At 37.6% G+C, this 24,235-nt stretch carries 17 protein-coding genes; 12 read left to right on the top strand and 5 right to left on the bottom strand.

Annotated elements, in window-relative coordinates; genetic code table 11:
- Positions 1-7: 7 nt before the first annotated feature.
- On the bottom strand, positions 8-988 hold the full coding sequence (locus G521_RS0110500) for a bifunctional heptose 7-phosphate kinase/heptose 1-phosphate adenyltransferase (protein WP_026898509.1): 981 nt from the start codon (positions 986-988) through the stop codon (positions 8-10).
- Between the two features lie 39 nt (positions 989-1,027).
- Positions 1,028-2,221, bottom strand: a complete 1,194-nt coding sequence (locus G521_RS0110495) for a pyridoxal phosphate-dependent aminotransferase (protein WP_026898508.1) — start codon at positions 2,219-2,221, stop codon at positions 1,028-1,030.
- 137 nt (positions 2,222-2,358) lie between these two features.
- Between G521_RS0110495 and G521_RS0110490 the strand changes: the two genes are divergently transcribed.
- A complete protein-coding gene (locus G521_RS0110490; RefSeq protein ID WP_026898507.1) occupies positions 2,359-3,333 on the top strand; it encodes a cation diffusion facilitator family transporter in 975 nt (324 codons plus the stop codon).
- Positions 3,334-3,792, top strand: a complete 459-nt coding sequence (locus G521_RS0110485) for an NUDIX domain-containing protein (RefSeq protein ID WP_026898506.1) — start codon at positions 3,334-3,336, stop codon at positions 3,790-3,792. It abuts the gene before it with no gap.
- 14 nt (positions 3,793-3,806) lie between these two features.
- On the opposite strand, the gene G521_RS0110480 is transcribed toward G521_RS0110485, so the two are convergent.
- Together G521_RS0110480 and G521_RS0110475 are read right to left on the bottom strand one after the other, a co-directional pair.
- Complete coding sequence (locus tag G521_RS0110480) at positions 3,807-5,669, bottom strand: LTA synthase family protein (RefSeq protein ID WP_026898505.1); 1,863 nt, start codon at positions 5,667-5,669, stop codon at positions 3,807-3,809.
- 108 nt (positions 5,670-5,777) lie between these two features.
- Positions 5,778-6,440: a hypothetical protein gene (locus G521_RS0110475; protein WP_155975749.1), complete on the bottom strand. Its 663-nt coding sequence runs from the start codon at positions 6,438-6,440 to the stop codon at positions 5,778-5,780.
- Between the two features lie 175 nt (positions 6,441-6,615).
- On the opposite strand from G521_RS0110475, the gene G521_RS0110470 reads away from it, so the two are divergent.
- The 3 genes from G521_RS0110470 to G521_RS0110460 are packed head-to-tail and all read left to right on the top strand — an operon-like array spanning position 6,616 to position 11,555.
- Positions 6,616-7,410, top strand: coding sequence for a PorV/PorQ family protein (locus G521_RS0110470; protein ID WP_155975747.1), 795 nt, complete (start codon positions 6,616-6,618; stop codon positions 7,408-7,410).
- 46 nt (positions 7,411-7,456) lie between these two features.
- On the top strand, positions 7,457-9,463 hold the full coding sequence (locus tag G521_RS0110465; protein ID WP_245580856.1) for a helix-hairpin-helix domain-containing protein: 2,007 nt from the start codon (positions 7,457-7,459) through the stop codon (positions 9,461-9,463).
- Position 9,464: 1 nt separating this feature from the next.
- Positions 9,465-11,555, top strand: a complete 2,091-nt coding sequence (locus G521_RS0110460) for a ComEC/Rec2 family competence protein (protein ID WP_026898501.1) — start codon at positions 9,465-9,467, stop codon at positions 11,553-11,555.
- 39 nt (positions 11,556-11,594) lie between these two features.
- Here the strand turns inward: G521_RS0110460 and G521_RS0110455 are convergent, their stop codons facing one another.
- The gene (locus tag G521_RS0110455) at positions 11,595-12,359 is read right to left on the bottom strand and encodes a DeoR/GlpR family DNA-binding transcription regulator (RefSeq protein WP_026898500.1); all 765 of its coding nucleotides are present in this window, start codon (positions 12,357-12,359) and stop codon (positions 11,595-11,597) included.
- A 171-nt stretch (positions 12,360-12,530) separates the two neighbouring features.
- On the opposite strand from G521_RS0110455, the gene G521_RS0110450 reads away from it, so the two are divergent.
- The 7 genes from G521_RS0110450 to G521_RS0110420 all read left to right on the top strand — a co-directional run bounded on the left by G521_RS0110450 (position 12,531) and on the right by G521_RS0110420 (position 24,233).
- Complete coding sequence (locus G521_RS0110450; RefSeq protein ID WP_026898499.1) at positions 12,531-14,156, top strand: glycerol-3-phosphate dehydrogenase/oxidase; 1,626 nt, start codon at positions 12,531-12,533, stop codon at positions 14,154-14,156.
- A gap of 10 nt (positions 14,157-14,166) precedes the next feature.
- Positions 14,167-15,663, top strand: a complete 1,497-nt coding sequence (gene glpK, locus G521_RS0110445; RefSeq protein WP_026898498.1) for a glycerol kinase GlpK — start codon at positions 14,167-14,169, stop codon at positions 15,661-15,663.
- A gap of 34 nt (positions 15,664-15,697) precedes the next feature.
- Positions 15,698-16,429, top strand: a complete 732-nt coding sequence (locus G521_RS0110440) for an MIP/aquaporin family protein (RefSeq protein WP_026898497.1) — start codon at positions 15,698-15,700, stop codon at positions 16,427-16,429.
- A 138-nt stretch (positions 16,430-16,567) separates the two neighbouring features.
- Complete coding sequence (locus G521_RS16955; protein ID WP_051189663.1) at positions 16,568-19,900, top strand: SusC/RagA family TonB-linked outer membrane protein; 3,333 nt, start codon at positions 16,568-16,570, stop codon at positions 19,898-19,900.
- Between the two features lie 21 nt (positions 19,901-19,921).
- Complete coding sequence (locus G521_RS0110430; protein ID WP_026898496.1) at positions 19,922-21,412, top strand: SusD/RagB family nutrient-binding outer membrane lipoprotein; 1,491 nt, start codon at positions 19,922-19,924, stop codon at positions 21,410-21,412.
- A gap of 49 nt (positions 21,413-21,461) precedes the next feature.
- On the top strand, positions 21,462-22,748 hold the full coding sequence (locus G521_RS0110425) for a DUF5689 domain-containing protein (RefSeq protein WP_155975745.1): 1,287 nt from the start codon (positions 21,462-21,464) through the stop codon (positions 22,746-22,748).
- 66 nt (positions 22,749-22,814) lie between these two features.
- Positions 22,815-24,233 (top strand): calcineurin-like phosphoesterase C-terminal domain-containing protein, encoded by a 1,419-nt coding sequence (locus G521_RS0110420; RefSeq protein ID WP_026898494.1) that lies wholly within the window; start codon positions 22,815-22,817, stop codon positions 24,231-24,233.
- Positions 24,234-24,235: the final 2 nt, after the last annotated feature.

The following is a 24,235-nucleotide window of genomic DNA, read 5'->3' as shown; positions in this document are numbered from 1 at the left end:
AAAAAATTTAAATAATACTGCTTTCAGCTTCTTTCAGTAAAAGTTCAAAGCTTATTGGAACCACGCCTACCTGCTCACATACAAGTCCGCCAGCTAAATTGGCCAGGGCTGCAGTTTTAAATACATCCAAACCGGCAGCAAGGCAAAGAGCTGTTGTTGCAATTACCGTATCTCCGGCACCAGATACATCAGCTATATCACGAATATGAGCAGGTATTAATTTTTGCTCATTTTCTGAACTGATGAAAACGCCCAATTCTGAAAGTGTAACCATCAAAACTTTAGCATTCAGCTTTGCTTGTAAAATAGCAACTGCAGATTCTATTTCGTGTGGATTTCTGGGGTCAATATCCTGTTTCAAACCATCCTTCAATTCTTTTAAGTTTGGTTTGAACAAAGTAACATTTTGATAATATAAGAAATTTCGTTTTTTGGGATCGACTACCGTGATGATATTCTTTTGATTGGCAAGCGTGACAATTTCCCAGATTAGTTCTTCGGAAATTACACCCTTATCATAATCTTCAAAAATAATTGCATCGATGTGCTGTTCAGAAATAATCTTTCGAATAGTTTCCATTAATGAATTAAAAGATTCATTGATGATTTGTTTATCAGTTTCAGAATCTACCCGAACAATCTGCTGGTTATGTCCAATAATTCTGGTTTTAACAGTAGTTGGACGATTGCTTTCAATGATTATTCCTTCCTGACTTAAAGTTTGCTTCTTCAATAAGTTTAAAAACTCTGTTCCTTCGGTATCATCACCAATAACCGAGCATATAATTGGTTTAGCGCCCAGGGCCTGAATATTTAATGCCACATTAGCAGCACCGCCTAAACGGTTTTCTTTTTTATGAACAGAAACAATGGGCACAGGAGCTTCGGGCGATATGCGTTCTACTTTTCCCCATAAATAGGTGTCCATCATCACATCGCCAATGATCAGAACAGTTAATGCATTGAACTTATTAAAAAGATTATTCATTTAATTGAAGCTAATTCGGAACGTTTAATTTATACCCAATTAGGTAAGCTCAGCTAAAGCTTGCTTAATTCTTTTCATGGCCTCAATCAGTCTTTCTTCAGATGCGGCATAAGAAATACGAATAGAGTTTGGATCGCCAAAGGCCTCGCCGGTTACCAGAGCTACATGAGCGTTATTCAGTAAATAAATGCAAAGATCAGAAGCGGTTTCTATAATTTCATCCTGATTTCTTTTACCAAGATAATACCGAACATCCGGAAAGAAATAAAATGCTCCCTGTGGGAGATTAGTTTTTAAACCCGGAATTTCCTGCAAAAGTTTAAAAACAATATCGCGGCGCTTTTTAAAAGCTTCCCGCATTTCTATTACACTTTCGAGGCCATTTTCATAAGCAGCCAGGGCCGCTCTTTGGGTAATGGAACATGTTCCTGAAGTGATCTGTCCCTGCATTTTATCACAGGCCTGTGCAATTTCCCGGTTAGCAGCAAGATAACCGATTCTCCAACCCGTCATCGCGTAAGCTTTAGAAAAGCCATTTATAATTATAACACGCTCTTTAATACTTGGAAACTGAGCAATAGATTCATGCTTTTCTATGAAATTGATGTGTTCATATATTTCATCCGAAATGATATATATGTCAGGGTATTTTTCAAAAACTTTTACAAGTGCTGCAAGCTCATCCCGGGTGTAAACACTTCCGGTAGGATTGCAGGGCGAAGAGAATAAAAATAATTTGGTTTTATGAGTAATAGCTGCTTCAAGTTGCTCCGGATTAATTTTAAATTCATCCTCCACAGTAGCGTCAATAAATACTGATTTGCCTTCAGCCAGCTTAATTACTTCAGAATAGGAAACCCAGTAAGGAGTAGGAACAATTACCTCATCTCCCGGATTTACAAGACACATTACCGCATTTGCGATAGCCTGCTTCGCACCGGTTCCTACAACGATCTGGTCGAAATTATAATCGAGATTATTTTCTCTTTTAAGTTTTGCGGCTATTGCTTTCCTTAATTCCGGATATCCCGGAACCGGGGTGTAATACGTATAATTTTCGTCAAGAGCTTTTTTAGCAGCTTCCTTTATGAGATCAGGAGTGTGGAAATCGGGTTCTCCAAAACTAAGGTTGATCACATCAACACCTTGTGCAGTCAGCTCGCGACCCATTTTAGCCATTTGTATGGTTTGTGATTCAGAAAGCTGGTTTATTCTATCAGATAATACAGTCATAACAATTTGGAAAAAAACAAATATATAAACCTGAGACTAAAGCCAATGGAAAATTTACTTTTTAAAGTATTGAAATGAATAAACTAATTGAATAATTGCTGCGCTGTATTATATAAATTTGCGATCAACCTTTAAACGTGCAGCCACAAAAAAAAATAATACTCATATCTCTTGTAGCAGGCATCATTCTGATGCTTGCAAAATTTACCGCCTATTTTTTAACTTCTTCAAATGCAATTTTAACCGATGCTGCAGAAAGTATTGTTAATGTGCTGGCCAGCTCATTTGCATTTTACAGTATTTATCTTTCTGCCCAGCCCCGTGATTTGAATCATCCCTACGGTCATGGTAAAGTTGAATTCTTTTCTGTTTTTGTTGAAGGAAGTTTAATTGCTCTTGCCGGAATTCTGATTACTTTTAAGTCTGTATACAATCTCTTTTATCCGCATGAAATTCAATTTTTGCTAAGCGGTGCAATTATCATTGCCGTAACCGGAATCATCAATTATATTTTAGGATATTATCTGGTTGAAAAAAGTAAAGTTTATAACTCGTTAACCTTATTTGCCGACGGAAAACATTTACAAACGGATGCCTATACCAGTGCGGGTTTAGTTGTTGGCCTGATTCTAATTTATTATACCAAAATTTCATATCTGGATAGCGTACTTTCTGCCTGCCTGGGCTTATTTATTATTTACACAGGCTATAAATTGCTTCGAAAATCCGTTGGCGGATTAATGGATGAATCTGATTTTGAGCTGGTAGATGAGGTGATTACCATTTTAGACGATAAAAGGGATGATTCCTGGATTGATATTCACAATCTTCGGACACAGCGATATGGCGCCGAACTCCATATTGATTGCCATCTAACTTTGCCCTATTATTTTGATCTTACTCGTGTTCACGAAGAAGTTTCCAGAGTTGATAAACTGGTTAATGAAAGCGCCCGGGTTCCTACTGAATTTTTTATTCATGCTGATCCGTGCGTGCCTGAATGTTGTCATTATTGCAGAATGGCTGACTGTCCGGTAAGAAGTGAGCCAAAAAGTTTGGATATTGCCTGGGTTCCTGATAAGGTAATTCGTAACCAAAAACATTTTAACTAGATGTATCCATTTAATGTACGGGTGTACGGTTTATTAATTAATGAACACAATCAAATTTTGATTAGTGATGAGGAGGAAATGGGATTTCAGTTTAGCAAATTTCCGGGTGGAGGATTAGAATTTGGCGAAGGTTTGATTGAGGGCCTAAAAAGAGAGTTTATAGAAGAATGCAATGCAGAGGTTGAAATAATAGAGCATTTTTATACAACCGACTTTTTTATACAATCTGTATTTAATGAAAGTCAGATCATAAGCGTTTACTATTTGGTTAAAAATTCGGCAATTCTCAACCTGGATTTTAAAGATAAAATTTTTGATTTTGATGGGATTTCAGAAAACCTGCAATCCTTCCGCTGGAAAAATCTTGCAGATATTGAGCCAGCAGATGTGACTTTTCCTACTGATCAGAAAGTGGTGGAATTACTGAAAATTAAATGGGATAAAGAACAGACTCTTTAAAAGTTTTATCCGATTTAATAATCTATATAATCCTGAAAAACCTGCTGCATATACGCCTTCCCTGATTTTTGAGAAGAGTTTGTTTCTTTCAGATTGCCTGGATATTTTTTGAAAATTATATTTTTTGAAACATTGTCGACAGATATAACCTGATTTTTTGTTGCGAAACCAAATCCATTATCCCAGCAAAAAAAACTGAATTCAGGAGTTTTCGGATTTAAAAGATCATGACTCCAGCGGAATTTATCAACCGGCAAATCTAATTGTGAAAGCAAAGTAGCGGCAACATCGGTTTGATTTCCAACTTTGTCAATCGTCTGACCACTGAATTCATCTTTTAAAACTTCTCCAAATAATAATAAAGGAATTCGAAAACGCCCGGGATTATAAATTTCATATACGTCTTTCGGCAAGCGGTGCCCGTGATCAGCAATAATAATAAACAGTGTATTTTTATACCAGTCTTTATTTTTTACACTTTCTAAATACGAGCCCAAACTTGAATCTGTATAATATGAAGTACTTCTGAATTTATCTGCAGAACTTTTACCTGGATAATGCGGCTTACCGGGTAATTGAAATGGTTCATGGTTAGATAAGGTCATGATTGTAGAAAAGAAGGGCTGCTTTTGAAAATCGAGATCCGCTGCATTTTTTTCAAAAACTTTATGATCATAAGCTCCCCAAGAACTTAAATCTGATTGGTCAAAATTATTTTTGTCAATCAGTTTATGAAATCCGTGACTTAATATATAGGATTTAATGTTAAAAAATTCGCTTTGCCCGCCGTAGTAAAAAGAAGTAGAATATCCAGTTCCGGATAAAACTTGCGGAATTGCTGGAAGTTTCTCCTGCTTATCATTTGTTTTGATAATACTTTGGATAGCCTGGGCAGGAAATGCACTTAAAATAGCTACCAGGCCTTTATCAGTTCGGTCTCCTGAAGCGTAAATCTGATTAAAAAACAATCCCTTATCAATGAGCTTTTCAAAATTAGGGGCAATCCCTTTTTCTCCTCCCAAACGTTCAATTACATCAGCTGTATAGCTTTCCAGAATGATCAATACAATATTTGGATTATGAACTTTTAAAATCCGGGGAGGGGCTCCTTCAGGAATTTTATATAGGGAATCAACTATATTTTTAGCTTCTTGCTTACTGTAATATTTGAAGGGATTAGAATTTACATACCGGTTATTTAATACGTCGTGTATCAAATTCCATTCTGTATTAACTGCCGAATGATTTAAGATGGGTTTTTCAGAGAAATAGGCCATACTCTGGTTAATGGGAGAAGTGCCTAATCCTCCGCGGATAAAAAGTATGGTAATGGCAATAAACACACTACTTGCTGCCACCTTTTTCCAGAATGGAATAGTTGCATCGGGACTATTATAAATTATAAGCTTTCGCGAGATATAGATGCTTAAAATAAGCAATCCTGCAAAGATGGCTAAAGAAGAAACTATTGGCGATGAAGATCCGGAGGCGATAGCCTCTGAGGTAGAATTAAATGCAAAATCTAATGCTTTATAATTGATTTTAGATCCCCATTCTCTGTAAATATTAAAATTTGAAATGCTGATTATGGAGAAAATCGTAATAAAAAAAAGAACAAAACCTTTAATAAATGATTTGCTGATGGATAATTTAGGGAAAAACCAAAGTGCTATAAAAAATAATAATGGAATTACTGATAAATATGCAGCCATAGAGGCGTCCAGCCGAACACCATATAAAGCTGTTTGGGCTATCTCCGAGAAAGAAACCTTTTTTAGTTTTTCATGAAAATATGCAAGAAAAATGATCCGGTCTATGAAGAAGAAAATTAGCCAGAAAGCAAAAAAGCGAAGTAGAATAAAGAAGCTTTGAAACATCGCTGCAAGATAAATAAATCAGGCAATGTTAAGAATAAATGAATCAGGCAAAAAAAAGCACAGACTAACAATCTGTGCTCTAATTTATGCTCTATAAAATCATGTAGTTTAGCGTCCGCCGCTCATTTGCATTAACTGGTCAAAAGTTATCTCTTCGTAATCCTTAGAAGCACTGAACGATCCGGCCGGAACAGCGCCTGCTTTAATTTCTTTAACAACTGCTTTCACCGTCATTCCATTCATGTAAGTGCTGAATTCTACCGGGAAACCGTAGCTTTTATCATAAAAACGGGATAAAGAATTTGGAGTAACTTCAATATCTTTTGTAAACCAGGCTACAGAATTTTGATTGCTTTTTTTCTCATTTACGTCATACTTTAAAACATTGTATCCGGCCACAGTTTTGGTTTCTGTACCGGCCTTCAAAGTTAAATCAGGCATTTTTTCAAGCATTTTATCCTGATCATCCGGTGTAAAAATAACCGAAAACTTTTTTCCCATCATTGGAATATCCAGCAGCATACGCTCATATTCCTTCTTAGTATTTAGAATGGATGTGCTTGAAAACATAGCAGATTCTGATTTTAAACTCGATGAATCACCTTTAAAATAAACCTTTAATTCTGTAGGCAGATTTGCAGCCATAGCCTGCATTTGTGCCGGCACTGTCCATTCTACAGTATAAGTAATAGTTCCTTCGGCAATTTTATTCTGAGCAAACACGAATGATCCGGTAAGCAGCAGTGCCATACATACAAATAGTTTTTTCATCTTTTTAATTTTTTTTAAGGAGTGTTCGTTGATGTATTGAAGCTGAACAATTGATCAGCGTGTGTTTTTATTAATCAAATTTAACATCTAAAAGACGAACAGAAGAGAGTTTTGTTACTATGTGTGAAAAATATTGTATGAATTTTTTGATATGCTTTTTTTTAAATTCATAGAGATGAAATTCTTAATTGGTCTCATTTTCCTGATAAGTTTAAAAGTGCAGGCCCAGTTAAGCCCGGGACCAAGATTTACATCAATGGCATTAACCGGAGTTTCTTTACAGGATATTTGGTCATTACAACAAAATCAGGCTGGTATTGCCAATTCTAAAAAAGCTGCTTTTGCCATAGCTTATGAAAAAACTTTTGCAGATCAGGAATTAAGTACTCAATCTGCACTGCTTATTTACCCGGTTAAAGCAGGCGCCCTGGGGATCAGTTTTCAGAAATATGGATTTTCAGCTTACAATACTTTACAGACCGGGATAACCTATGCCCGCACTTTTGGACCTAATTTTTCTGCAGCATTAAACTTCAATTACCACCAACTTCGCATTTTAGGCTACGGCAGCTCAAGCGCATTTTCTGCAGCAGCAGGGATTCAATATCTTTTGTCGGAAAATATCCGCATCGGAGCCCATATTTCAAATCCTGGTAAAGGAAATTTTGGCAAAAATATAAATGCCACTATTCCTGTTCAGATGCAATTAGGAGTTTCTTATATATCAAGTTCAAAAGTAATTATAGCTGGAACAATTGAGCAGTTGCTTCATTCAGAAATGGATTTAAAAATGGGGCTGGAGTACAATTTGATAAATTGGTTTGCAATTCGTGCTGGAGTTTCTGCCAATCCATTTAAGCAATATGGCGGCTTTGGATTAAATTATAGAAAATTTAAACTGGATGTAGCTGCTACCTCTCAGCCTATTACAGGATATTCTCCTCAATTAGCTTTAGGCTATGAATTTTAAGGGTTTCCTGCTGTTCTTTATGAGTTTTTTATTGCTATTAACTTCAATGGATAAATTGTTTGCACAGGTAGAAAATAATCAAATTATAGAATTACTTATCGAAGATCTGGCAGAAAGCCTTGCTGAAGATTTTGATTTCTCAGAAATAACAGAAAGATTAAATTATTACCACAAATACCCGGTAGAAATTAACAAAATAACTGATGATCAATTGAAAGAGCTGTTTTTTCTAAGTCCAGTTCAGATTAATAATTTTATAAATCACAGGGCAGAGAACGGTAAGATTATAGATCTTCTTGAATTGCAGAGTATAGATGATTTCGATCTCCTGACCATTAAAAGGCTGTTGAATTTTGTGTATCTGAGTGCTCCAAACTCAATTAACGGACTTGAAGCAAAACTTTTAATTGCAGAAGGCAATCATGATTTAATGCTCCGATTTTCCCAATTGATGGAGAGACAGAAGGGTTATCTCATTCCCGAAAGTTCCACGGGTTCCCGATACCTTGGATCACCTCAAAAGCTTTTGCTTCGTTACCGGTATAATTATGGCAGAAATATTTCCGCTTCATTTAATGCAGAAAAGGATGCCGGAGAACAGCTCTTTTCTAATTCCGGTAAAGGATTTGATTTTTATTCAGGCAGCCTTTCATTTCAAAATATTGGCCGAATTAATAAGCTGGTTCTGGGAGATTTTTCATTGCAATTTGGCCAGGGTTTAACCATGTGGTCGGGTTTAAGTTTTGGGAAAGGCGCATTGGTAACCTCCGTTGCGAAACCAGATTTTGGATTAAAAGCCTATACCTCGGTTAATGAAATATTGTTTTTTAGAGGTGCAGCAGCCAAAATTTCAATCAGAAGATTTTCAATAACTCCCTTTGTTTCTTACAAAAACCTGGATGCAAGTCTAACAGAAACTGATTCCTTAAATTCAACATCTCAGGTTTCATCTTTGGGATTAAGCGGTTTACACAGAACAAAAAATGAAAACGAAAATAAGAATGCCCTTACGCAGTTTATTGCAGGTGCTAATCTCCAATATCAGCATAAAAATATTCGGGCTGGTATTGTTTCATACCACAACCGCTATAATTATCAGTTTGAACCGGGCAGATTGCTGTATAATAAATTTGAATTTTCACAAAGATCATTAAGTAATTTCGGTACTTATTATGCTTACAATATTAAAAATGCATACATTTTTGGAGAAGCTTCGCATAGTGCAGGAAGTGGTTATGCTTACGTAAATGGCATAATTACCAGTATTTCTCCTCAGGTTTCAGTGGTGCTTCTTCACCGCAATTATCAAAAAGATTATCATTCGTTTTACAATCAAGCTTTTTCAGAAGCCAGTAATGCGGTTAACGAAAAGGGATTTTATTCGGGTTTATTGATTAAGCCCAATTCTAAACTTGAGCTGGCCGCATATGCAGACCTGTTCAAATTTCCCTGGATGAAATTTGGAGTTGATGCTCCTTCTTCAGGATATGAAATCTTTAGTCAGGTTACCTATTCTCCAAATAAAAAATTTAAAATCTATGCCCGCATCAAAAGAGAACTTAAAGATGAAAATGATCATCTGATTAATGAAGTAAATGGTTTAGAGCAAGTGTGTAAACAAAGCGGAAGATTAGAAATTAATTACAAGATTATACAAGGGATTTCACTAAGAAACAGGTTTGAAGTCTCAAATTATCAGAAGAGTGAAATAAATGATTTAGGTTATTTAGCTTATCAGGATATTATTTATGATCCCATGCAATCCAAATTATCCGGGAACATTCGCTTAGCATTTTTTAAAACCGAGGGCTTTAATTCCAGAATCTATGCTTATGAAAATGATGTCTTATACAGTTATTCCATTATGGCCTACCAAAACAGCGGGGTGCGATTTTATTTTAATAGCCGCTATCAACTAAGGCGTGGCGTTGATCTGTGGTTTAAATATAGTTTAACAAACTATAAGGATCTGGATAAAATTGGATCCGGGCTGGATGAAATAAATGGTTCCAACCGGTCTGAAGTGAAATTTCAGTTTCGATATCAATTTTAATATGTTTTTTAAAGGCGAAATACCATTTGTTCGTTTATTAATTCCATTTATCCTGGGAATTGTTTTCGCGTTGCAAAAGGGGTTTGAGCATTTTTATAATGTTATACCTGGACTGCTTTCCATTACTTCTTTAGGAATTGTGATACTGAATATTTATTATAAAAGGTGGCATGTATTCAAAAAAAGATGGCTCCCGGGTTTACTGATTCATATTTTTCTTTTTCTTGCCGGATTCATTATCACCATTCAATCTACACAGATCCTAAATACGGATCATTTCAGTAAAATTAAAGGTCAGGCTTTAGTGGTAAATAGCATATCAGAGCCAAAACTTACAGGCGATATACTTCGTTTTGAAGCAACGGTACTACAGGTTATAAATTTTAATACGGCATTTCCTTCAACAGGAAAGTTGCTGATTGCATTAAAAACAAATACTGATAAGCCACTGCAAATTAATTATGGTGATGTTTTTCTAATTGACAATAAATTTAATGAAATAGATCCTCCTTTTAATCCTTCCGAATTTAATTTTAAGGCGTACCTCTCAAATAATCAGATTTACCATCAAACTTTTATAAATCAGGATCAGCTTTCACTTATCCGGAAAAATGACGGCAACGTTTTTCTGAGTTTTTCAAAAGCCCTCAGAAAAACGTTGGTTGCAAAATTTCAGCAGTATATCCCTGATAAGGAGGCCTCATCTGTAGCTTCTACATTAATACTGGGTTATCGGGCAGATCTGAGCAAAGAAACTGTTCAGGCCTTCTCAAAAACCGGAACTATGCATGTGTTATCGGTTTCAGGGATGCATGTAGGGATAGTTTGTTTGCTTTTAAACTTTCTGTTAAAGCCATTGAGCAAGAATTTTAATTATTTAAGAATCCTGATTTTGATTTTCGCTATTTGGTTTTATTCATTAATAACCGGTTTTTCGCCCTCTGTTTGCCGTGCTGCAACTATGCTAACCTTTGTAATTGCAGGAAAAGCTTTTAATAAAAATCAAAATACTTATAATCTTTTGGCTATTTCAGCTTTCCTGCTTCTGCTGCTAAATCCATTTTACCTATTGGATGTGGGGTTTCAATTATCCTATCTTGCTGTAATCGGGCTGGTATATCTGCATCCCAAAATCTATCATTCTTTTCATGTCAAAAACAAATTTGTAAATTCTGTTTGGAATTATTCCGCATTATCCATTGCCGCACAGTTGGCAACTTTTCCAATCAGCATATATTATTTTCACCAATTCCCAGTGTATTTTCTTCTCGGAAATTTAATCATCGCCATTCCGGTAGCGCTGATTATGTATGTCGGAATTTTATTTTTATTTATCCCGTTTATATGGATATTAAACCCCTTGGGGATTATTATTAACTGGATGATTTTGAAGGTAAACCAAATTCTTATTTATATAGAACATTTACCTTTTTCCAGTTTAAACGGACTTTGGATCACTTCAATCCAATATATTTTAATTTACTTCATACTTGCAAGCCTGATTGCCTTTATCTCCCTCAAAAATAGATTTGCCTTAAAGCTTATTGCGCCGCTTGTGCTGGTATTTTGTCTGAGTACTTCTTATAAAGTATTTTTAGATAAAAACAGGCATGAACTGATTTTTTACAGCCTGAGAAAAAATTCTGCTATCGGCTATTTTTATGAAGGTAAAAGCATATTGATCAGCGATTTTCAGCAAGCTGATAAAACAAAGCTTTTTTCGGTCGAGCCATCAATCGATAGCCGGAATGCAAATCCGGCGAAATTAGTTAATTACAATGACCCGGTTCAGTTTTCAGGATTTATGTCTTCAGCAGGTTTCCTGCAGTTTGGAAACTATAAATTACTGCGCTGGACTCCGGAATATAACCGGTTGAATTTTAACCGAAAATTGAAAGTAAATGCAGTTTTAATTAGTGCCAATCCGAAAATTAATCTTCAGCAAATTCAAAAAAATATTGAATTCGAGCTCTTATTGATAGACGCGACTAATTATGATTATAACATTACCCGTTGGAAGCAGGAGGCCCATGATTTAGAAATAAGAGCTCATATTTTGAAAAAAAATCCAGCTGTCATAATTAAATTATAATACGAAACAAAAAGAAAGCGTCGCTTTTATGTTTTAAATTTAAATGATAGTCATCAGGATACCCATTCCTTCTAAAGTATCAACTATATGTTTGGAAATTCCTTTATCTGTAATAATATGATCAATCTCTTCCAGCTTGCAGATTTTTCCAAACCCACGCTTTCCGAATTTAGTAGAATCTGCCAGGATGATGGTTTTTTGAGAAGCTGCCATCATTTGCCGGTTTAAATGTGCTTCAAATACATTGGTAGTGGTGAGTCCGAATTCTAAATCTATCCCGTCTACACCCAAAAATAGCTTACTGCAGAAAAAATCTCCCAGAACAGTTTCAGCATAGGGTCCCATAACCGAAGAGGAGCTTTTTCTTAAAATTCCGCCCAGTTGAATAATTTCAATATCGGCATGCTTCATAAGTTCAAGTGCCACGTTCAATGCTGACGTAATTATCATGAGACTTTGTACCGGATGTATACTTTTCGCCAATGCCAGTACAGATGTTCCGGAACCGATAATAATTGAATCATTCGGTTCAATCAGTCTTGCGGCTGCTTCTCCGATTTTCATTTTTTCGGATGATTGGAGCTTTTCTTTCACATTAACGGGTCTGTCGGCCGTGTAAGGACTTTTTAAGGTAGCTCCACCATGAGTTTTAAACAGAAGATTTTTGTCTTCCAGTAATTTCAGGTCCTTTCGAATAGTTACAGAAGAAACTTGTAATTCTTTGCATAAATCAACAACGTTTATATAGCCTTCCTGATTAATTTTTTGCAATATAATTTGATGTCTCTCTGCAAGGTTTAGCATTTTGATTTGATTTGGGAAGCTAATTTACTATAGAATTTGATAATTTTTATTTTTTTTATGTGTTGAAAAGTTTTTTTTAAGATTTATAAATTTTTCCTTTTATTCCTTTTTGTTTTTATATAATTGTATATGCTTTCGTTTTATGAGAAAACGAAAGTAGGAACGAAGAGGATGAAGAATAAAAACAATTTTTTTAATCGTGAGCAATTTTTAGCAAAACTTGCTCAGGAAAATATTTGGGATGTAATTATTATAGGTGGTGGAGCAACAGGTTTAGGCGCCGCCCTCGATTCGGCAGCCAGAGGATTTAAAACCTTGTTACTGGAGCAGTCTGATTTTGCAAAAGGCACCTCCAGCCGAAGTACCAAACTGGTGCATGGGGGAGTTCGGTATTTGGCTCAGGGTGATATTTCATTAGTTTACGAAGCACTGAAAGAGCGTGGTCGTTTATTAAATAATGCCCCTCATATTGTAAAAAAGCAAGCTTTTATAATTCCCTGCTACGATTGGTTTTCAGAATTAAAATATCTTGTAGGATTAAAATTATACGACTGGATGGCTGCCAGATTCCGCTTTGGAACTTCAAATTATCTGGGTAAAGAAAAAGTACTGCAATTATTGCCGGGTATAAACGGCAAGGGATTAAAGGGCGGAATAGAATATTATGATGGGCAGTTTGATGATGCAAGGCTGGCTGTTAATCTGGCTCAGACCTGTGCAGAAAAAGGAGGGGTTCTTTTAAATTATGTTCAGGTTAAGGGATTACTTAAAGGACCAAATGGAAAAATAATCGGGGTTACAGCGTATGATCTTGAAAATAACAGGGAATATAAACTGAATTCAAAATCCGTAATAAATGCTACAGGGGTTTTTGTGGATGAAATTCTTGATATGGATACTCCCGCCCGAAAGCCGTTGGTTAAACCAAGTCAGGGTGTACATCTGGTATTGAATAAATCTTTTCTTAATGGCCAAAAAGCATTGATGATTCCAAAAACGCCAGATGGAAGAGTATTATTTGCCGTTCCATGGCATGATCATATTTTGCTTGGAACTACGGATACGCCATTGCAGAATCATAGCCTCGAGCCTGTCGCTCTGGAAGAGGAAATTGAATTTATTCTGGAAACAGTAAGCAAGTACCTGGTTCCGGCTCCTTCCCGCAAAGATGTGTTAAGTGTATTCGCCGGCTTGCGGCCTTTGGCTGCCACAGATAACGATTCTGATAGCACCAAAGAAATTTCACGCAGCCATAAAATAATAGTATCCGAATCCGGATTACTAACCATTACCGGCGGGAAATGGACCACGTACCGAAAAATGGCAGAAGATACCATCGACAGAATTATTAAGGTGGCCGGTTTAAATCCTGTTGACTGTAACACTTCCAATTTAAAAATCCATGGATTTCTGAATCAAAATGATGAAAACCCACTTTCAATTTATGGAAGTGATAAAATTCATATTACAGCATTAGTTGATGTGGAGCCTCAGTTAGGAGATAAACTTCATGAGCGCATGCCCTACATTCAGGCAGAAGTAATATGGGCTGTTCGCAACGAAATGGCCCGCAATATAGAAGACGTTCTTGCCAGAAGACTAAGGGTTCTGTTTTTAGACGCACGGGCTGCCATAGAAATGGCTCCGAAAGTAGCTGCCTTGATGGCTAAAGAGCTAAAATTAGATTTAGAATGGGAAAAATCTCAGATATCAAATTTTGAGACATTAGCCAGCCAGTATCTACTGGAACCTTATTCCGCAGATAAGAAGATTTTCGATGAACCGGTTATTAATTGATCAGATTAAAATGAGTAAAGAGAAATTCATTCTGGCATTAGATCAGGGAACTACAAGTTCAAGGGCAATTGTATTTAACCACAAAGGCGGTTTGGTATCAGTAGCCCAAAAAGAATTTACACAGATATATCCTCAGTCGGGATGGGTAGAGCATGATGCCAGAGAAATCTGGTCAAGTCAGGTTTCAGTAGCTGCAGAAGCTATTTTAAAAGCCAATTTACATGCAAAAGATATAGCCTCTATCGGGATTACCAATCAGCGGGAAACAACCGTTGTCTGGGATCGGGCAACCGGGCAACCAATATACAACGCTATTGTTTGGCAGGATCGCAGAACCGCTTCCTTTTGTGATGAACTAAAATCACAGGGACTGGAACAAATGATTCGTGAGAAAACAGGGCTGGTTATCGATGCTTACTTTTCGGCAACTAAAATAAAATGGATTTTAGATAATGTACCCGGAGCTAAAGAAAAAGCAGAAGCGGGCCAATTGGCTTTTGGAACTATTGATTCCTGGCTGATATGGAACCTGACCTCTGGAAAAGTGCATGTTACTGATGTGAGTAATGCTTCACGAACCCTGTTATTTAATATCAACACACTTGCATGGGATGAAGAACTTTTAAAATTATTTTCTATTCCGGCTGGTATGCTGCCTGAAGTAAAATCATCCAGCGAAGTTTTCGGAGAAACTTCGGCTAATCTGTTTGCAATAAAAATACCGATAAGCGGGGTAGCCGGAGATCAGCAGGCTGCTTTATTTGGTCAGCTTTGCACGCAACCAGGCATGGTTAAAAATACCTATGGTACAGGCTGTTTTATGCTGATGAATATCGGCGACAAGCCAGTTCTATCTAAAAATAATCTGATTACCACTATCGCCTGGAAAATTGGCGATCATACTCAGTACGCTCTTGAAGGAAGCATTTTTATAGCCGGAGCCGTAGTACAATGGCTGCGGGACGAACTCAAAATAATATCCAACTCCAGCGAAGTGGAAAAACTTGCAGCTAAAGTTGAAAATAGCGGGGGAGTTTACCTCGTTCCGGCATTTGCGGGTTTGGGCGCACCACACTGGAATCAATATGCAAGGGGTACAATTTTCGGAATCACAAGGGGAACAAGCGATGCGCATATTGCCAGGGCTGCCTTGGAAAGTATTGCTTTTCAAACTCTGGAAGTGCTAAAAGCGATGGAAGCAGATTCAGGGATATCTATTCAGGAACTTCGGGTGGATGGAGGAGCAACAGCAAATGATCTTCTGATGCAGTTTCAGGCTGATGTTTTAAAAGCACGGGTCGTAAGGCCACAAATGGTTGAGGTAACGGCTATTGGAGCTGCCTACCTGGCTGGACTGGGAATAGGATACTGGAAAAGTGTAGAGGATATTCAGCAGCAATGGGAGATTAATAAAAGCTTTGAACCGGATACAAATTACAACACGGATGAATTAATTAAGGGCTGGCATAAGGCTGTAAAGGGCGTTATTGCATGGACTGAATCATAAATTTAATTAAAACGTAATCTTAAATTAATATTATATGACCCAATTTGCCGCCGAAATGATCGGGACATTCTTTATAATACTTCTTGGTAATGGAGTTGTTGCAAATGTGGTATTAAACGGTACCAAAGGAAATAACGGAGGCTGGATAGTTATAACTACCGGATGGGCTCTGGCCGTATTTGTTGGAGTAGTAATTGCCGCACCTTTTAGCGGAGCTCATTTAAATCCCGCTGTAACTCTTGCTCTGGCAATGGCACAGAAATTTAGTTGGGCAAAAGTCCCTTTATTTATCCTGGCTCAATTTACCGGAGCAATGCTCGGTGCTGTGGCTGTATGGCTGGTTTATAAAGATCACTTTTTAAAAACTCCCGATAAGGGTTTAAAATCTGCGGCATTTTTTACATCGCCTGCAATCAGAAATAATTCCTCTAATTTTTTCAGTGAAGTTTTGGGCACGTTCGTGCTCATTTTTGTGATTTTCTATTTCACCAATGCCGAAATGGGTAATGACAAAACGCCTATTGGTTTAGGTTCTCTTGGGGCAATACCAGTCGCATTTCTGGTTTGGGCCATCGGACTTTCATTGGGAGGTACCACGGGATATGCCATTAATCCGGCCCGCGATCTGGGACCGAGAATTATGCATGCCTTGTTACCGATAAACGGAAAAGGAAGCAGCGAATGGAATTATTCGTGGATTCCGGTTGCAGGTCCTTTAGTTGGATCGGCATTGGCAGCGCTGCTTTATTTATGGCTAAGAATTTAATAAAACCAAAGAATTACAATCGAGATCTATCGGAAAATGAATAAAATGATTTAAAAATATAAGTAATCGATTTATCACAATAAGCCAGATACTAAATAAAATTGAACCAAAGCTACAACCTAATATAATTTCCAGATTATGAACAAAAACTACATTTTTATCAGGGAAGGGAACCAAAAAAACCTATCCGGATATTACTCCGCATTTTTCAATATGCCCGATATAAAAAGCAGATTCGGCACCATCCGGATTTGGGAAAGTTTAACAAACAGTTTAAATGTAATTTTCAAAAAGCCTTTTTGTAAACCAGCACTTGCGCTGGTATTTACTATGTTTCTTTTGTATGGAAATGTTAAGGCTCAAACACCGGTAAGCGGAATTGTAAGAGATGCCGCCGGGCAAACAGTTCCGGGTGTTACAGTAACGGTTAAAGGAACTACTAAAGGTGCATTTACAGATGCAGAAGGTCGTTATACAATCTCAGCCGGAAGAGCATTTACAACAGCTGACGTATTAGAATTCCGAAGTTTGGGATACCTTACTGTTGAAATTCCTTATGCTGGAAATAATGTTATTAATGTTGTTTTAAAAGATGATACCAAAGCTCTTAACGAAGTAGTAGTAACAGCCCTGGGAATAAAACGGGAGGAAAAATCTCTGGGTTATGCCCAGTCGACTATAAAAGGAGAAGATATTTCAGAAGCACCTTCAAATAACTGGACAAATGCTTTATCGGGAAAAGTTGCAGGTTTAAATATGCTTAAATCAGGTGGCGGTCCTTCAGGATCCAACAGAATAATTCTTCGTGGTGAAGGTTCTTTAACAGGTACAGATGAAGCATTAATTGTTGTGGATGGAATTGTGATGGGAGGAGGAAGCCGAATCACCGGCACGGGAAGCAATGCTTATTTAGGTACAGAGTCTCCCGCTGATTTTGGTTCAGGATTAAGCGATATAAATCCGGATGATATTGAAAGTGTAACTGTTTTAAAAGGGCCCGGAGCTACAGCACTTTATGGCGCACGTGGCGCAGGTGGTGCCATTGTGATTACTACCAAATCAGGCCGGCCTAAAGCAAAAGGTATTGGAGTTACTATTAATTCCAATACGGCTATGGAATCTGTTTCGCGGATGCCCGATTACCAGTATGAATATGGTCAGGGACTTACCGGAGAGAATTATTACTCTTACAATGCAGGTGTAGACGGAGCAAGTACACGCAGTACAAGTTCTGCCTGGGGAAGAAGATTTAATGCGGATGAACAATATTTTCAATATGATCCATTAACCTTAACCCGGTCGACTGTACGAACTCCCTGGGTTCCGTATACTGATAACCGTTCAGGTTTTTTTGAAACCGGAAAAACTTTTACCAATACAGTAACTGTGGATGGTGGAAATGAAAAAACCAATGCTCGTGTATCTTACACAAATCTTCAAAACACCTGGATCATACCAAATACAGGTTACAGCCGGAATTCAATTGCAGCTTCAATCAGCAATAAACTGACTGATAAGCTTCAGATATCCACGAAAGTAAATTATACAAATAAATTCAGTGATAATTTGCCCTCTACCGGATACAACAATCAAACAATCATGTATTTTATCAATGCACAGGTTCCCAACGCCAGTTTAGACTGGTATAAAGATTATTGGGTTCCCGGTCAGGAAGGCATTAGTCAGGTTGGCCCATTTAGTTCTTTAATTGATAATCCATACCTCATTGCAAATGAAATGCTAAACAGATCTAACCGCAATCAGGTGTTGGGTAATGTGCAGGCAACCTATAATTTTACGAAGGATTTAAGTGTGATGATGCGTACTGCAGTTGACTTTTCCTACGAAGCTCGTTCACAGCAACGCCCAAAAAGTACCGAGAAGTTTAAAGAAGGAATGTTTCGCACTCAAAACATTTTTTCACAGGAATTAAACAGTGATTTCCTGATCCGCTACGGTAAAAAAGTGTCAGAAAAATTTCAGGGAAATGTAGCAGTAGGTGGAAGCACCATGCGTAACAGATATCTTAAAGATGAATTAAGAGCTGAGCGATTAAATTACCCTGGAGTATTTTCTTTTGCTAACAGCAAAGATGTTCCCTTATCATACCCATACCGGTCTGATTTTGGTGTAAACAGCTTTTATGGATTAGCTTCATTTAGCTACGATGATTTTCTTTTCCTGGATATAACTGGTCGTAACGACTGGAGCAGTACGCTGGCAACTCCGGGTGTAGATAAAAAAATTGGTTTCTTTTATCCATCGGTTAATTTAAGCGCTATTCTTTCTGATGCTTTTAAATTACCGGAGGCATTTTCTTTCGTTAAATTAAGAGGTTCATGGGCGCAGGTGGGTAATTCCAGAACTTTTACGTATTTCACATCTTATACATACCGACCTGAATCAAGCTTTCCATCCGGATTATCTAATCCGACGGCCATTGCTAATCCTGATTTGCAATCAGAGCTGACAACCAGTATAGAGTTCGGTGCTGATTTGAGATTGTTCAAAGACAGGTTGAGTTTTGACATTGCGGTATACCAAAATAATACAACCGATCAAATTGTTAGTACGCCGATTGACAGGTCTTCGGGTTGGTCTTCAATTATTCTGAACTCAGGGTTAGTTAAAAACAGAGGTATAGAAATCGAAGCTAAAGGAACTCCGGTAAAAAGCAAATCAGGATTTAACTGGGATATTTACGGAACATTTACAGCTAACAGAAACCAGGTAGAAACTATTGCCGACAGCATTTCAACACTGGTTTTACAAACCGGTCCTGGCGGACGCGGATCTATTGAAGCTCGTCCGGGCGGTACCATGGGGGCAATTTATGGCCTTGGATACTTGCGTTCACCAAACGGACAAATTGTTTATAACGAACAGGGTTATCCTATTTTAGATCAGAATCAGCAACTTTTAGGCAATACCACACCCGATTGGAAAGGGAGTTTAGGAACTGAATTCAGGTACAAGCAATTGCGTTTAAATGTATTGTTCGACAGCCAGTTTGGCGCAAAGGCATATTCACTCACGCATTCTGCGGCAGCAGAGGGCGGAAAATTAACCAAGACTTTGCCGGGCCGCTATAATGGTATAATCGGAAATGGTGTTATTCAAAATGCTGACGGTTCTTACCGCCCCAACGATGTGGTTGCTGAAAATATTTGGACATATTATTCTGAACACTATAAAAGGGATAATGTAGAATCCAATTTGTTTAGCACAGATTATATTAAGCTTCGTGAGGTTCGTTTTGATTACAGCTTCAAACCCAATATTCTTAAAAAATTAAAGCTTCAAAAAGCAACCTTAGGTCTTTATGGCCGCGATCTGTTCATCATTAGTAACTGGCCTTCTTACGATCCGGAGTTTGGTACATTAAATAACGGAAGTATAACCAGCGGGTTTGAAATAGGTCAGTTTCCTGCTACAAGAAGCATGGGACTTAATTTAAGCTTAGGTATTTAATCATCATAATTATAAAATTTCATGAAAAAGATCCACATATATATTCTTTCTATAGTAGCCCTTGCCGGGATGATCAGCATCTCATCGTGTACGAAAGAATTGGGAGAATTAAATATCGACCCTAATAATAGTACCAATGCCACACCAGATCAGTTGATAGGTCCGGCAGTATATGAAACGCTTGCAATTAATTTAAATCGCAGCCACAGATTAAATGGTGATCTGATGCAGGATCATGTAACCCGCATTGACGGAGATGAAGTACATCGTTATGTCATCCGTCCAAACGAATCAGATTATTTATGGAACAACTGGTATCTTAAATTAACCAATTTTAAAGATATCTATAATAGCGGTGAAGCAACCGGTAGCAAAACCTATATGGCCATTGGTTTGATTTGCCAGGCATGGGTTTATTCATTACTTACCGATACGTTTGGCGACATTCCTTATTCAGAAGCTAATCGCGGTAGAGAAGGTTTGCTCACCCCAAAGTTTGACGCACAAAAAGATATTTACACAGATATTTTCGCCAAACTGGATTCTGCAAACAACTTGCTGAAAACTCCTACAACAACATTAACATTAGACCAGATTAAGAACGATGTTTTGTTTGGTAATGCAACTTCGGCTACCGCGTATGCATCGAGCTGGAGAAAATTCGGCAATTCATTGTATTTAAGACTGCTGATGCGGGTATCTGCCAAAAATGAATTAGTTGCGAATGGAATGACCCCGGCTGATAAAATCAGGGATATTGCGCAAACAAACAGCGCTAATTATCCAATTTTCACCAATAATTCAGAATCTGCAATTGTAAAATTTACCGGGGTTTCACCTCTGTTTAGTCCCTTTTATTTATGGAGAGATTATGATTGGAATGGCTCAATTTCTTTAGGGCAATTTTTTGTAAATAACCTGAAAGAATGGGGAGACCCAAGAATAGAAAGATGGGCTACAAAATCTCAGAATGTGTATGAAGGAATTCCAAGCGGTTATGAGCAAACTAAAGTTCCGGAAGCCAGATCAACGTATCCGGTTGCCTTAAAAACAGAAGCTTTACTTGGCAACATCATGAACTATCCTGAATTACAGTTTATCCTTGCTGAAGCGGCGCTTAAAGGATATATATCCGGAAGTCCGAAAACATATTATGATTCAGGCGTAATTAATGGGATTACACTTTGGGGGTATGCGGTTCCTGCAGATTATTTAATCAATCCTGAACTCGCATGGAATGATAGCGAACTTGAAGACGTAAAAATGGAAAAAATCATGACTCAGAAATATTATGATATGTTTTTTACTGATTTTCAGCAATGGTTTGAATACCGCAGAACAGGTAAGCCGACCTTGCCAAAAGGTGAGGGTTTGAGAAATAACGGAGAAATGCCTTCACGGTTATACTACCCAATATTTCTGCAGTCTTTAAACGGAGCCAACTATAATGCAGCCGTTGCAGCAATGGGCTCAGATGATTTAAATACAAAAATGTGGTGGCAAAAGAATTAATTCCTGCGTGTGAATATTGATTCTAAAAACATATCAAAAAGAAGAAATTATGAAAAATAAATATTTAGCATTTTTAGCTGTGTTAACAAGCATGTTTGTCTTTACAGCTTGTATGAAAGATGATCCAAATCCTTCAGAAGGTGTATTGAGTCCGTATATAGCTGTAGAAGATGTTCAGGGATTGTATAAAGGTTCTGATGTTTCATTAAGTACAGAAATGTTATCTGGAGCCAGCAAAATCAGCGGAATAGTTATTTCGGATGCAAACTCTCAAAATTTACCAAAAGGCACCATTGTTTTGCAGCAATTAAAACGCGGTCGTACCAGAGGCATTACGTTAAATGTTGGTGAAACAGCCAATATTCCATACGTGATTGGTGATTCTGTACTTGTAAATGTGAGTACAGGTTTGCTTACTAAAAACCAAGGTACATTAGCTATAACAGGAGTTAATATTGCTGACATAGTTAAGATCAGCAGTAATGCAACCGTAATTGCGAAACAGGTTTCTTTAGGAGAACTGAATCAGAATTTTGATAGTTACCAAAGCACTTTGGTTAGAATAGTTGGAGCTGACATTACACCGGCACCTGTATCCGGAGATACATACAGCGGTGATAAAAGATTGAATGACGGTGTACCCGATTCAGTAGTAATTAATTTACATACACAGGCTTCAGCCACATTTGCAAATAACAGAGTTCCTGCCAACGCAACCTTTATCGGCATTCCCATGTACGGAAGCGGAAGCACCGCTCAGAATATTGTTAAGCAGGTTAGAATGCGCAGTATTGCTGATGTATTAAATGCCAGCGGTCCTCTGTATGCAAATTTTCCAGAAGATTTTGAGAGTCCGGATGCCGCAATTAAATCAAGTTATAATATGGCTGCCATTGATAATAATATTACAGGCAAAACAGGAAGCTGGAAATTATTTCAGGCCATACTGGGAACTACTTCCGGCAGAGACAGATTTAATCCGGCGGGAAAGCAATCCGTTAGAATACAGCAAAATTTATCAGTAGATGCGTATGTGCAAATGAATTTTGATGTTCCAAACGGGGCTTCAAAAGTGACTGTTTCTTATGGAGCCTATTATACAGATGCTAAAAGTACTTGGCAGTTAGAATATTCAACAGACGCTGGAATTACCTGGACTAAAATTGGAGATACCATATCTGATGCTCCTGAAGGATCAAAAACAGCAACTTTTTTAATGGATATTTCAGGACCTGTACGTTTCAGGGTTAATAAATTAGGCTTGGGTACAACTAATAATACCACAATTTTTAATGGGCGGTTAAGTATTGAAGATTTTGCAATTTATTCTAATTAGAAATTTAGATACGTTGCTCAATTACTTTATCTCAAACAAATTATCTCAAATCACAAATCTATTCTGATGAAAAGAAGAGCTTTTATACAAAATATGTTTCTGTTGTCCGGCGGCTTTATGCTGTCGGCTAATGAAACATTTGCTTTTGTCAGAACTTCCGGAAAAAAAATAAAAGGAACCGTTAGGTCTTTTGGTAAAAGACTCAGCAATGTAGTTGTATCAGACGGGTTTAGTGTGGTTAAAACAAATTCAAGGGGAAAATATGAAATGCCTTTTCATGAGCTGGCAAGGTTTGTTTTTATTTCTGTTCCTGCCGGATACGCTTTCCCTCAACAAAACGGCCTTGCAAAACATTATCATACACTCACTGATGAAAAAAAACAGATCTGTAATTTCGAATTAACGCCTCTAAAAGCGGATGATTCGAAGCATAATTTTATTATATGGGCTGATCCTCAGGTTAAAAATGAGCGGGATGTTCAATTAATGCTTAGCCAATCTGTACCGGATGTTCGCCGGTTAATTGAAGAAAGTGGATCTGAAGCTCTATTTCACGGAATAGGAGTAGGGGATTTGGTTTGGGATGAGCATTCTCTATTTAAAAGATATAATGAGGCAGTTGCAGGTATGGGAATCCCTTTTTTCCAGGTCTTGGGAAACCATGATATGGACTATAATAAAGGGGGAGATGAATCTTCAGATCAAACGTTTAGTTTAAATTACGGTCCTACATACTATTCCTTTAATCGCGGTAAAGTTCATTATGTAGTCTTGGATGATGTGCGTTATCTTGGCAAGGACAGAAATTACGATGGATATATTTCTCGTCAGCAACTTAACTGGCTGAAGCAGGATTTGTCAATGGTTCCAAAAGATAATCTGTTGATTATTTCAGTTCATATACCTGTACATAATTCAGTAGATAATAATACCGATTTATATGCACTGCTCGAACCTTTTAAGAAAGTACATATCATGTCTGGACATACCCACTTTAATAAGAATGTTATTCAAAACGGAGTGTATGAGCATAATCATGGTACAGTTTGCGGTGCTTGGTGGACCGGGCCTGTTTGCGGAGACGGAACGCCGGGCGGATATGGAGTTTATGAAGTGGAAGGCACCGATTTAAAATGGTATTACAAAGCTACCGGATTGGATAAAAATTACCAGATCAGTCTGGATATAGAAGAGCTTAGTCATCAGAAAAGATTGCTGGTCAATGTATGGAACTGGGACCCGGAATGGAAAGTGGAATGGTGGGCCGATGATAAGCCCATGGGTGTACTCGAAAATGTGATGGGATTTGACCCGATGGCCGTTAAATTATATAAAGGTGATAAATTGCCGCTAAAGCGTTCCTTTGCCGAGCCATCAAGAACTGACCATTTGTTTATGGCTCATTTTAGTCCCGAGATTAAAATGGTGAAAGTAGTAGCAACTGATCGTTTTGGCACCAAATACGAACAGAAAATAAATGCCTGAAA

The organism is Daejeonella oryzae DSM 19973, from assembly GCF_000422945.1.
In the GTDB taxonomy this organism is placed as follows: Bacteria; Bacteroidota; Bacteroidia; order Sphingobacteriales; family Sphingobacteriaceae; genus Daejeonella; species Daejeonella oryzae.
Note: the sequence above shows the minus strand (reverse complement) of the source record. Positions and strands in the feature narration are given on the sequence as shown.